The organism is Zunongwangia atlantica 22II14-10F7 (assembly GCF_002094855.1).
GTDB lineage: Bacteria > Bacteroidota > Bacteroidia > Flavobacteriales > Flavobacteriaceae > Zunongwangia > Zunongwangia atlantica.
This window is the reverse complement of the sequence record NZ_ARYN01000002.1, coordinates 90,712-103,641: the sequence shown is the minus strand read 5'-3', so window position 1 is coordinate 103,641 and position 12,930 is coordinate 90,712. Positions and strand designations below refer to the sequence as shown.

Here is a 12,930-nt window from a genome sequence, read left to right as displayed (position 1 = left end):
AGCGAATTAATACCATCTACGGGTAAAAAGACGTATTAAAGTGTTGATATCCAGCGATACGATAAATCTAATTTTTTGATCATAATTAGGTTGCGCTATTTCCCAGCCTAAATTTGAGTATACCGGGAAAAAAACTTCAAAATAATCTTCAACAAGTGCTACACGAATACCCGAATCATATAGGAATTCGCTGTTTTGGCCTCTATTTTTTATAATCCCGGCATCGCCATAGGCAAAAATCCATTTCCAGATATTGGTGCTTGCGTTTACGGTTGTAATCCATTGGTTAGCATATTCTGGCATTACCTGAGATTTAAATCCTCCTTCAGCCATTATAATTTGCTGGCTAAATAGTCCATCGCCTTCGCTTCTTCCGTAGTAATTATAATCGAAAAGATAATCTGTTGGCCTGTCTAAAGCAAAGCTGAAATAATTAGAATCTTCCTGTAAATCACTATAAATAAAAGTCCCTCCATAAAACCGCAGGTTTATCTGGCGATTGTTTTTAAATAATTTTCGATACTGAAGGGTTAAAGAAACTTTACTGAAATTTTCGGCAAGTTGATAATCGATCACCGCTGATGTATGATCTACCAAAAATGAATTTCCGTAGCCATAACGTACATTAAAAACATTATAATTGGGTGTTGTTTGGTTTTGATCAAATGGATTTGCGTCACGATTCACGTTAATATTTCTAATCGATAAACTTTGCCGCTCGTTATCTCTTAAGTTTTGTGGTCTAAAAACAAAATTTAAATAAGGAGTATACCTACGATAAAAAAGATCGTAGCCATAAGAAAACCTGTTACCACTAATTCCTAATCTAATTGTACGTAAATCTTTATTATCATATCGCCAGGTATAATCGATATTGGCACTACCAACAAGGGTATTGCTGTTAAAGCCATATTTTGGAGCTAGCCTAAAACTTAAATCTTTTGCCAAAAATGTGGTATTGTACATTTTTGGGCCAATCGCAATCCCATCATAAAGATTATAATCTATTTCTGGAGTAAAAAATACCTGAGCGTATTTAGGATCTTCTATATCTTCAAGTAACCTAAATTGTATGGGTTTATTAAAAAGTTTACTTACTCCCCTAAAATTATTTCGTTGGTTATATTCTGGGATAATCTGCTCGTAGTTCAATGCAATTCGTTCAGCATCATTTCGGGGAATAGTTACCTGCTTTTCTTTATCGATACTATCTACCCAGGTTTTATAAATAATCTTATCGTCTTTTATGCCGTAAAGAGAAACAGGCATTTTGTTATCTCTTATATTCTTAATGGTAACTTTAAGTGAATCTTTACTTTTTTTGAGTTTGGATATTTTGAAGTCAATTTTTTTTCTGGAGTTTACATAATCTTCAAAAAACCAGTCAATATTTTTATCTGCATTTTTGTGCAAAATCGACGAGAATTCTTTTTCTGAACTTAGTTTTAATCTATTTTCTAAATAGAATTCTGAAATTGCATTTTTCACTTTTTCGCTACCCAGATAATCTTCAAGATATTTTATGCCAATTCCGGCTTTATAAGGATTAGCGATATTTACATTGAATTTAAGTAGAGAATCTTTACTGCTTCCCAACGGCTGATCTATATTTAGCCTAGCCATATTCATGTACAGAAATTGGTATTGATCGTTAAACTCTAAATCTGCCGCATGAAACCACCGTAATCCAATTATCTTACTAAGACTACCAATAAGTTTCATTTTTGGATAATAACGGTCTACATAATCGATCATCAAGGAGATCGCAATAGCATCATGAACCCATTGATCTTGCTGCGGATCTAATAGTAAACTGTTACTTAAAAAGTTATTGGTAATTGTTTTTAACTGCTGAATATCATAATTGAATCCATCTGGGAAAGGTCTTATAAAATCTGGTAATTGATTTAAGCCATAAACCGGGTTTTTTAAATAATCTTCTTTAGTGATCAATAATTTTTTATGTGGATATTCCCCTAATCTTTCCTGAAGAAAATCAAAGATTCGTGTTAGGATTAGATCTTTAATTTCAGGTTGTAATCCATCATCATCCAGATTTGTTACTAGTTGATGTTTACCAACAGGTAAAGTTTCTGGCTCGTAAGTTTGTGTAAGTAAAAGCTCAGATTCTACTCGGTTTTCACCAGTTAATCTTATGTGTCTGCGATTGCCCGCCGTGTAATTATGAAAAATATCTAAAGCAGTAGATGGAAAGAATTCGGTAGAAACGTCTAATTGAATATCTAAATTTGCCGGTGGCGTATACTGCTCACCAATATCTTTATGGCTATATAATTTCCATTCGCCATCAAAAACAGCAGGGGTTAGATACCAGAATTTTAGTTTGTAATTGCCATCGCTGCTTACCCCAAAACGAGTAAATTTATCGCTGGGAACTTTGATACTATAGTTAAATGTAAGATTAATTTTTTCGTCTGGATCCAACTTTTTGTTTAGCTGAACTCTTATAATATCAGGATGTTTTTGTGGTCGTATCCAAACCAGTTGATTCCCATCCTGTTTTATATGCTTAATGCTTGTAAAGCCTTTTTCTTCGGGCTTAGAGAAATGGAATTTACGAACATATTCCTCCCCAAAACGATGTGCCAGGGGAGTATTTTTATCTTTAAACGCATTAGCCCAATCATTTAAATAGAGTTCCTTTACAGGCACTTTTGCCGTATTTACATAGGTAAGTTGTTGATTTATGTAAATTGTTCTTTCTTCTTTGTTCAGCTCAGCGTTTATTAAAATTTGATTCTGAGCCACAACACCATCCATCTTCAACAAGCAATAAAAAAAAAGTACAAAAAGGGTTCTCAAAGGGGAATTTTACATTTTAAATTCTATCATATGTACGAAAACTACAATTGTCTGGTTTAGAAATTAGGGCTAAGATTGTATTCATCATAGAATTTATCCAAAATTTCGATAACTTCTTCTGGAGTATCTACAACCTGTACAAGATCCATATCTGGAGCGCTAATATTCTTAAAGCTATCTAATAACGTTGTTTTTATCCACTCTACCAAACCACTCCAAAATTCGCTTCCCACTAAAATAATTGGGAATTTGTCGATCTTATGTGTTTGAATTAAAGTAATAGCTTCAAATAATTCATCTAAAGTTCCAAAACCGCCCGGCATTACTACAAAGCCCTGTGAGTATTTTACAAACATCACTTTTCTCACGAAAAAGTAATCGAAATCTAAACTCTTATCATTATCGATGTATGGATTGTCGTGTTGCTCGAAAGGTAATTCGATATTAAGTCCTACAGAAGTGCCTCCGGCAAGGTGAGCACCTTTGTTTCCGGCTTCCATGATTCCAGGACCACCACCGGTGATAATTCCGTAGCCATGATCTACGATCTTTTTGGCAACATCTTCAGTAAGCTTATAATATTTCATATCTGGTTTTGTACGAGCCGAACCGAATATCGAAACACATGGGCCAATCTGACTCAGTTTTTCGTATCCGTTTACAAATTCGCCCATGATCTTAAAGATCGCCCAGCTATCATTCGTTTTTATCTCATTCCAGGTTTTTCCTCCTTGTTTTGGTATCATTCTTTTAATCTTTTACCCGATAATCGGGATTAAATGTTCCGTTTTAATCCAGATAACTATCGTCATCCGGATTGCTCGGAATCATAATTATTTTATTTAAGTTCTTTTTTAAGGAATCTTGCCGTGTGGCTTTTTTTGTTTTTGGCAACTTCTTCAGGTGTGCCGGTTACGATTACTTCGCCGCCGCCTTTACCACCTTCAGGGCCAATATCGATAATATGGTCTGCCATTTTTATAACATCCAGATTATGCTCGATAATTAAAACAGTATTTCCTTTGTTGGTTAATTTATTCAGGACTTCCATTAAAACTCTAATATCTTCAAAATGAAGTCCGGTTGTTGGTTCGTCTAAAATATAAAAAGTATTTCCGGTATCTCGTTTAGACAATTCCGTAGCCAATTTTATACGCTGCGCTTCACCACCAGAAAGTGTAGTACTTTGCTGCCCAAGCGTAACATAGCCTAAACCAACATTTTTGATCGTATTCAATTTTCTAAAGATCTTCGGGATAGGTTCAAAGAAATCTGTGGCTTCGTCGATCGTCATTTCTAACACATCTGCAATAGATTTTCCTTTGTACCGAATTTCTAAAGTTTCGCGGTTAAATCTTTTTCCGTGGCAGGTTTCACATTCAACATAAACATCGGGTAAGAAGTTCATTTCGATTACTCGAAGTCCGCCGCCTTTACAAGTTTCACAGCGCCCACCTTTTACGTTAAAACTGAATCTTCCAGGCTTATATCCTCTAATTAAAGCTTCAGGAGTTTTTGCGAAAAGACTTCTAATTTCAGAAAAAACACCGGTATATGTCGCCGGGTTACTTCTTGGCGTTCGCCCAATTGGCGACTGATTGATGTCGATCACTTTATCAATATGATCTAAACCTTTGATTTTTTTATAAGGTTTAGGCTCTTTAACACCATTAAAATAATGTGCGTTCATGATCGGGTAAAGGGTCTCGTTGATCAATGTAGATTTTCCACTTCCCGAAACTCCCGTAACAGCGATCATTTTTCCTAATGGAAATTGAACCGAAACATTCTTCAGGTTATTTCCTGTTGCGCCGGTGAGTTTAATTTCCTTTCCGTTTCCTTTTCTCCTTTCCTTCGGAACAGCAATTTCTCGTTTTCCGCTTAAATAATCGGCAGTAAGCGTCCTGTTTTTTTGCATTTCTGAAGGTGGTCCCTGGCTAATGATCTCGCCACCATGCTTCCCGGCTTTTGGGCCAATATCGATCACATGATCTGCACGCTCGATCATATCCTTATCGTGTTCTACCACGATCACAGAGTTGCCAATATCTCGTAAAGAAACCAGAGAATTGATTAGTTTCTCGTTATCTCGTTGATGCAAACCAATACTTGGTTCATCTAAGATATAAAGTACACCAACCAATTGCGAGCCAATTTGCGTGGCCAGCCTTATTCGCTGGGCTTCACCACCCGATAGACTTTTTGAGCTTCGGTTTAAGTTTAAATAGGTAAGCCCAACATCTTCTAAAAATTTGAGTCGGGTTCTAATTTCCTTCACCACTTCAGTAGCGATCTTCTTTTGTTTTTCTGAAAGTCGGTCTTCAAGATCTTCAAAAAGAGCTACTAAATCACTAATATCAAGATTCGCTAATTCAGCGATGTTTTTTTCGTCGATCTTAAAATAAAGCGATTCTTTCTTAAGCCTTGTACCGTTACAGCTTGGGCATTCGATCTTATCCATATATTCTTTCGCCCAGCGACGTAAAGAACTGGAATCATTATTTTTATAAGTCTCTTCAATAAAGGTAGCAACGCCTTCAAAATCGATCTTATATTCTCTGGTAATTCCTATAGTTTTAGATTCTTTGCTGAATTTCTCTTTTCCGCCGTACATGATCATATTCATGGCTTCCTGCGGAATTTTTTCGATAGGATCGTTCAGGCTAAAATCAAAACGTTCAGCAATAAGCTGAAGTTGTGAGAATACCCAGTTCTTTTTTTGCGGTCCATGTGGTGCTAATCCACCGCTTTTAATCGACTTAGATTTATCTGGAATAATTCGATCTTCATTTACTTTATAAAGCGTCCCAATACCGCTACAGCTAGGGCAGGCACCTTTTGGAGAATTGAACGAAAATGTATTTGGCTCTGGATTAGGATAGGAGATTCCGGTGGTAGGACACATTAAGTTTCGACTAAAAAATCGAACTTCGCCGGTTTCCTGCTCCATGATCATAAGTACATCGTCGCCATGATACATGGCCGTTTTTATACTTTCGTCCAAACGTTTTTGCGCATCGGTATTATCGTCGATCTTTAAACGATCGATCACGATCTCGATATCATGCGTTTTATATCGATCCAGTTTCATGCCTTTTACGATATCCCGAATTTCACCATTGGTTCTCACTTTTACAAAACCTTGTTTGGCAATATTCTCGAATAACTCACGGTAATGTCCTTTACGGGATCTAATTACCGGGGCCAAAACGCTTACACGTTTATCTTTATAATGTTCGATGATCAAATCCTTGATCTGATTATCGGTATAACTTACCATTTTCTCGCCTGTGTTGTAACTATAGGCTTCACCGGCGCGGGCAAAAAGTAGCCTTAAGAAATCGTAAATCTCGGTAATCGTTCCTACCGTACTACGCGGATTCTTACTCGTAGTTTTTTGCTCGATCGCAATTACGGGAGAAAGACCTTCAATTTTATCTACATCAGGGCGCTCTAAACCACCAAGAAACTGGCGAGCATAGGCAGAAAATGTTTCGATATAACGACGCTGACCTTCAGCATAGATCGTATCAAAAGCAAGGGAAGATTTCCCGGAACCTGAAAGTCCCGTGATCACGACTAACTTTTCGCGGGGAATTTCGACATCAATATTTTTTAAATTATGAACTCTGGCTCCTAAAACCTCTATTTTTTCTTCAGTTTTCGTCATATTTTTCATCAAGATCGCAAAGTTACTCAATGCATTGCTAACTAAAAAGTAAGCAAAGTTTCACCATTGTTAATTTCAATCTAAATTTGAATGATTTTGTTGAATTTCGATTAGCAATTACTGTTCCAGTAGTTCTTTTTTCCGTTTTTCTGAAAAAGCTTCAAGTTCAGCAAAAAATCTATAGAATTCATCTTTAAATTCATCGTAAAACTCTCGAAGCTCGTTTACAGATTCGTCCATTTTCGATTTAAACTTGGTGCGCTGGTTCATTTGCGATAAAATAAGGCCAATTCCGTCGATCGTAGAGTAAGTTACCAGCCAGTTATGCTCTATCATGTATGGCATAAAGTTTTTTACTCGTTTTGGTAAAACCTGGGGATTACGCTGAATAAGATTATAAAAATCCTGGCTATAATCTTCTAATTTCGTCTCATGAAAATCACTCCAGTTTGCGGCCAAAAAATGATCGTATAAAATGTCGACGATCACGGTACTGTAATGTGAATATTTATCGAAAAGCCTATGAACACTTTGGTGAACAATAGGATGGGAGTCTGTAAACTCGTCGATATTTCGATGTAAAGTGATTCCTTGTTGTACGGCTTTTGGATAGTCTAAATATTGCTTTCCTTTTACAGAATCGGCTATAAAATTACCGATTTTTAGCATGTCATTATTTCCAGAGAGGTAGATGTGGGCCAGATAATTCATTGTCACAATATAATGAATCTACTTCATTATGTTTTGTTAAGATTTTGAGTAGGCGCTACATCCTGCTATATTTGTAATAAGGCAAAAAAAGTCTTTGGAAACAAACAAACTTACAACATGAGCTTAATAAAATCTATTTCAGGAATTCGCGGGACAATTGGTGGTAAAATTGGCGATAACTTAACGCCGATCGATACCGTAAAATTTGCTGCCGCTTACGGAACCTGGTTAAAATGGACTTCAGATAAAGAAAACTTAAGAGTAGTAATTGGTCGTGATGCCAGAATTTCTGGGAGTATGATTCAACAACTTACAGTAAATACTTTAGTTGGTTTAGGAATCGATGTGGTAGATATCGATCTTTCTACAACACCAACAGTTGAAGTTGCTGTGCCTTTAGAAAATGCTGATGGCGGAATTATTCTTACGGCTAGCCACAATCCTAAACAATGGAATGCATTAAAATTGCTGAATAATAAAGGTGAATTTTTAAGCGGAGAAGACGGAGCGAAAATTCTTGAAATTGCTGAAAGTGATGATTTTAATTTTGCTGAAGTGGACGATCTTGGGAAAATTACCAAAATCGACGATTATATCGATCGACATATCGAAGAAGTTTTAAAACTGAAGTTGGTAGATGCAGAGAAGATCAAAGCGGCTAAATTTAAAGTGGTTGTAGATGCGGTAAACTCTACCGGCGGAATTGCGATCCCAAAACTTCTTAAGCAATTGGGTGCTGAGGTGGTTGAATTATATTGTGAACCCAACGGCCATTTTCCTCATAATCCCGAGCCTTTAAAAGAGCATCTTGCTGATATTTGTGAATTAGTGAAGAAAGAAAAAGCCGATTTTGGAGTGGTGGTAGATCCAGATGTAGATCGTTTGGCGTTTATCGATGAAACCGGAGAAATGTTTGGCGAGGAATACACCTTAGTGGCATGTGCCGATTATGTACTTGGGAAAACTCCGGGTGATACGGTTAGTAATTTATCGTCTTCCAGAGCTTTACGTGATGTTACTCAAAAACATGGCGGAAGTTATAAAGCTAGCGCTGTAGGTGAAGTTAATGTGGTAACGCTAATGAAAGAATCTAATGCTGTTATTGGTGGTGAAGGTAATGGCGGAATTATTTATCCTGAAGCGCATTATGGGCGTGATAGTTTAGTTGGTGTAGCTTTGTTTTTAACACATTTAGCTGAAAAGAAAGTAAAAGTTTCTGAGCTGCGAGCTGAATATCCTGCCTATTACATGAGCAAAAACAAAATTGAATTAACTCCGCAGATCGATGTTGATGCTATTTTAAAAGCGATGGAAGAGAAATATGCAAATGAAGAAATTAGCACAGTCGACGGGGTGAAAATTGACTTTCCAGAAAATTGGGTACACTTAAGAAAATCGAATACTGAGCCGATTATTAGAATTTATACCGAAGCAAAATCACAACAAAAAGCCGATGAACTTGCACAGCAAATGATTAGTGAAATTAAGGAGATTGTGGGATAGGTGATTTTGGTTAACAGTTTATAGTTTACGGCGAACGGTTGGCAGTTAATAGTTTACGGTGAGCAGTTGGCAGGAGCAGTTTGAAGTAATTCTTCAGATCATATAAATTTTATAAACAAGCAAATATGGAGATCCTAAAATTAAATTGGGGTTTTCAAAGCACTTCTCGATACAACGAATCTTTCCATTTTATTTCAAGATTCGTCACTCGAAGTGACAATTTCGTAAATAAGAATTTTTTTGGCAGTCAGTTCGAGTGATTTTAATGGAGCGTTAACGGAATTAAAATTGTATCGAGAACTAAATTTATGGAGAACCGAAATTAAATTGGCGTTTTCAAAAGACTTCTCGATACAACTAATCTTTCCGTTTTACTTCAAGATTCGTCACTCGAAGTGACAATTTCGTAAATAAGTTATTGTCTACTGTCAATTTGAGTCATTTTAATGGAGTGATAACTTAATTAAAATAGTATCGAGAACTAAATTCATGGAGAACAGTAATAAAATTGGCGTTTCCAAAGCACTTCTCGATACAACGAATCTTTCCGTTTTACTTCAAGCTTCGCCACTCGAAATGACAATTTAGAAAAGAAAACCGATAATTGTTTACTGTTAATTGTTTATTGATCACTGCCTACTGTGATTGCTCACTGAAAGCTCTATTTCACAACAGCATTTTCGGGGATAGGAGCGTTGCGGTGTTTAAAACGCTTGTGCGTCCATAGATAATATTCTGGATGGGCTTTGATTTGAGCTTCCAGTCGGTCGCGGAAGGAAGTGGTTATAAAAAAATCAGGCTCAGATTGTGGATTATTGGTGATCTTTTTTAGGCGAGCTTCATAGAAACCACGTTTTACTTTTTCGACTTCAAGATAGTACACCGGCATATCAAAATCTTTGGCTAATTTTTCAGTTCCGGTAAAAAATGGCACTTTAATACCCATAAAATCAGTCCAAAACTTATAATTTGCCCGTTTGGGAGTTTGATCGGCGATCATTCCGTAGATACCATTCAGGTTATTTTTTTGGTGGCGTGCAATCGTACTCACTACACGGTGAGATTCAATCATTTCAGTATTAAATTTTCCGCGGAGATCTTTTACCAGTTTGTCGAAGTGTTTATTTCTAATACGTTTATAGATTCCGTGTCCCTTCAGTTTTAGTCCGTATACTTCCATAGAGATCATCCACTCATAACTGGCATAATGTCCGCACATTACCAAAACGCCTTTGCCAAGATTGTTTACGGTTTCAATATCTTCAGGATGGGTAAAAACAAAGCGTTTTTTTAATTCGGCTTCAGAAATTGTAAGTGTTTTAATCATCTCTAAGAACATATCGCACATGTGATGATAAAACTTCTTTTTTATACTTTTTAGTTCGGCTTCAGATTTTTTAGGAAAAGCCAATTTTAGGTTATTTTCTACGGTTTTTTTACGATACCCCACAATGTGATACACCAGGATGTACACTAGGTCTGAGAATAAATAAAAAAGCCTAAAGGGTAAAATAGAAATTAACCAAAGTAGAGGATAAACCAGCCAGAAAACAAATCCCTGCATAAAAAAACTTTCAGCAAATATATGGTATATTTGAAATTAAACTGCAATAGCTATGGGCAATTTAGAATTGGTGACAATTATCATTATCGCGGCAAACGTGATTATTTCTTTTAAAGGATTTAATGATCCAGAGTTTTTTCACAAGTACAAGTTTAACATCGCCGATATAAAAAGTGGTAAAAAATATCAAATCTTAACTTCAGGATTTTTGCATATAGATCATGCTCACTTATTTGTGAATATGCTTACACTGTACTTTTTTGCAGATGCCGTGCTTTTTTATTTAGGCACCTTAAAGTTTCTTGTTGTTTATGTGGTTAGTTTGATATTAGGTAATTTAATGTCTCTTTATTTTCATAAGGATGAATACAATTATACAGCAGTTGGTGCCAGTGGCGCAGTTATGGGGATTTTATATGCAGCAATTTTATTGAATCCAGACATGATGCTTGGATTGTTCTTTATTATCCCTATCCCGGCCTATTTGTTTGGGATTGGATATCTACTTTATACCATCTACGGAATGAAAAGCCGAAGAGATAATATTGGCCACGATGCACATTTTGGTGGAGCGGTTGGAGGATATTTATCAACAATAATTTTAGCGCCATTTGTGTTAGAAGCTCATCTTATGATGGTTATCCTTTTAGCGGTGCCAATCGTGATTTTATTTTTACTTCATCGTAGCGGAAAGATATAGTTTGGTATCGTATTTGGAATAGTCTTTCCAAATGAAAAAAATCAATCATATGAAAAAGTTAGTGCTTTTACTGGTAATTATCACCAGCATGAGTTTAAATGCTCAAAATTCAACCGAAAGAAATACTGTTAGTGTAAGTGGTGAAGGAACTGTGATGGTAGTTCCAGATATGGTAACTATAAATTCTAGAATTGAAACCGAAGGTTTGGATGCTGAAGCGGTTAAAAAAGAAAATGATAAAATTGCGAATAAGATCTTTAAATATCTAAAATCGAAAGGAGTTGCTGAAAAGAATATTCAAACAGAATATGTAAATCTTAATAAGCGCGTCGATTATAACACTAAGGAAGAAACTTTTGTAGCCAATCAGGCAATTTCTATAAAACTTGAGGATCTTAAGGATTACGAAGAAATCATGCAGGGCTTATTAAAAAATGGTTTAAACCGAATTAATGGAGTAGAGTTTTCTTCTTCTAAAATTGGCGAATATCAAAAAGAAGCGCGTAAAAAAGCCGTTTTAGATGCAAAGAAAAAAGCTGAGGATTTGGTAGCGCCATTAGATCAAAAAATTGGTAAGGCGGTGATGATCTCTGAAAATGGAGGAAATTCTTATCCAGTTTTGAGAATGGCTGAAATGAAATCATCTTCTCAGTCAGATCAGCAAACTATAGCTCCTGGTGAAATGGAAGTTAGTATAAACGTGAATATAAGTTTCCAGTTATATTAATCTGAAGTTACTTCAGATTCTTAATTAGTTAGTTAAACAAAAAAATCCCCGGCTCAACCGGGGATTTTTGATTTTAATATTTTTCAGAAAAGAATTTATTCAGCAGCTAAAAGCTCTCCAATTCTTTTGTCTAAAGCTTCTTCACCACGAACATCACGATCTACGATTACCCCGTTTTCATCGATAATGAAAGTAGCAGGAATTGCACGGATTCCGTATTTTTTAGCGATTGGCTCGTCCCAAAATTTAAGGTTAGAAACATGGTTCCAAACAAGTCCGTCGTCTTCAATAGCTTTTAACCACTTATCTTTTTCGTTAGGCTTATCTAAAGAAACACTAATAATGTTTAAACCTTTATCATGGTATTTGTTATACACTTTTACCACGTTTGGATTCTCCTGTCTACAAGGTTTACACCATGCTGCCCAAAAATCGATAATAGTTACTTTACCCATTGCATCAGCTAAAGCTAATTCTTCACCATCTGGAGTTGGGCCACTAAAATCTGGAGCATCACTACCAATTTCAGTAGCATTCATAGTTTCAAGTTGCTTCCCAATCATTTCTCCGTAAGGCGTGCTTTTTACCTGATCAGATAAAGATTCGTAAAGCTCCTTAATTTCTTTGATAGGAGGTTGCTGAGCTCTTAAAAGATCCATAATGGCCATGATAGCAATAAAAGAATCTTTATTTTCCTGAGCGATTTGCATTTTAAATAACTTATCGTTCTCGATAATCTCCTTCTGAGTATTTTGTAAAGTTTCCAGCTTTGTAGAATCCTGACTTTGGTATGCCATTCTCATTTCAGCACCAAGCTTACTTCCTTCTTTATTGATCGACTGGTAGTGATCTAAATACTCGTTTAAAAGCTCGTTTTGTTTGCCGCCTTTTTTCTTAGAGGCTTGTATACTGTCTTTATATATAGTAAAATCGATATTTTCATTTTCTGAGATAAAAAGAACCATACCATTAATACCTTCTACTTCAAGGGCACTTAAGTTTGGATTTTCTATATCTGTAAGATCAGCTTCAAATTTACCATTTTCGATTACGGTAGAATCGATTCTTGCTGGTCTTTGGTTTAATTCTTTTACTTCAGAAATATAAACCATTTTACCATTCTCAATTCCTTCAGCCTTACCTGAGATTGAATATCCCTGATCTTTTTCGCATCCGGTTAGTATAACCAATAAACTAGCTATTCCTATTAATTTTCGCATGATTAAATATTA

The 12,930-nt window shown here is 35.9% G+C and carries 9 protein-coding genes; 3 read left to right on the top strand and 6 right to left on the bottom strand.

Annotation, left to right across the window (positions count from 1 at the left end; all coding sequences use genetic code 11):
* Nucleotides 1-6: 6 nt before the first annotated feature.
* From IIF7_RS02735 to IIF7_RS02720, 4 genes are all read right to left on the bottom strand, one after another.
* A complete protein-coding gene (locus tag IIF7_RS02735; protein ID WP_245801489.1) occupies nucleotides 7-2,781 on the bottom strand; it encodes a gluzincin family metallopeptidase in 2,775 nt (924 codons plus the stop codon).
* A 98-nt stretch (nucleotides 2,782-2,879) separates the two neighbouring features.
* On the bottom strand, nucleotides 2,880-3,569 hold the full coding sequence (locus tag IIF7_RS02730) for an LOG family protein (protein ID WP_084840144.1): 690 nt from the start codon (nucleotides 3,567-3,569) through the stop codon (nucleotides 2,880-2,882).
* A gap of 92 nt (nucleotides 3,570-3,661) precedes the next feature.
* Nucleotides 3,662-6,493, bottom strand: a complete 2,832-nt coding sequence (gene uvrA / locus IIF7_RS02725; RefSeq protein WP_084840330.1) for an excinuclease ABC subunit UvrA — start codon at nucleotides 6,491-6,493, stop codon at nucleotides 3,662-3,664.
* 117 nt (nucleotides 6,494-6,610) lie between these two features.
* Complete coding sequence (locus IIF7_RS02720; RefSeq protein WP_084840143.1) at nucleotides 6,611-7,204, bottom strand: acyl carrier protein phosphodiesterase; 594 nt, start codon at nucleotides 7,202-7,204, stop codon at nucleotides 6,611-6,613.
* A 117-nt stretch (nucleotides 7,205-7,321) separates the two neighbouring features.
* Between IIF7_RS02720 and glmM the strand changes: the two genes are divergently transcribed.
* Complete coding sequence (gene glmM, locus IIF7_RS02715) at nucleotides 7,322-8,707, top strand: phosphoglucosamine mutase (RefSeq protein ID WP_084840142.1); 1,386 nt, start codon at nucleotides 7,322-7,324, stop codon at nucleotides 8,705-8,707.
* A 661-nt stretch (nucleotides 8,708-9,368) separates the two neighbouring features.
* On the opposite strand, the gene IIF7_RS02710 is transcribed toward glmM, so the two are convergent.
* A complete protein-coding gene (locus IIF7_RS02710) occupies nucleotides 9,369-10,271 on the bottom strand; it encodes a lysophospholipid acyltransferase family protein (protein ID WP_084840141.1) in 903 nt (300 codons plus the stop codon).
* A 52-nt stretch (nucleotides 10,272-10,323) separates the two neighbouring features.
* Here IIF7_RS02710 and IIF7_RS02705 point away from each other — a divergent pair, with 52 nt between their 5' ends.
* Both IIF7_RS02705 and IIF7_RS02700 read left to right on the top strand, forming a co-directional pair.
* Nucleotides 10,324-10,971, top strand: a complete 648-nt coding sequence (locus IIF7_RS02705) for a rhomboid family intramembrane serine protease (RefSeq protein ID WP_084840140.1) — start codon at nucleotides 10,324-10,326, stop codon at nucleotides 10,969-10,971.
* Between the two features lie 49 nt (nucleotides 10,972-11,020).
* Nucleotides 11,021-11,698: an SIMPL domain-containing protein gene (locus IIF7_RS02700; protein WP_084840139.1), complete on the top strand. Its 678-nt coding sequence runs from the start codon at nucleotides 11,021-11,023 to the stop codon at nucleotides 11,696-11,698.
* Nucleotides 11,699-11,793: 95 nt separating this feature from the next.
* Here IIF7_RS02700 and IIF7_RS02695 read toward each other — a convergent pair whose 3' ends face one another.
* A complete protein-coding gene (locus tag IIF7_RS02695; RefSeq protein ID WP_084840138.1) occupies nucleotides 11,794-12,918 on the bottom strand; it encodes a TlpA disulfide reductase family protein in 1,125 nt (374 codons plus the stop codon).
* Nucleotides 12,919-12,930 lie beyond the last annotated feature (12 nt).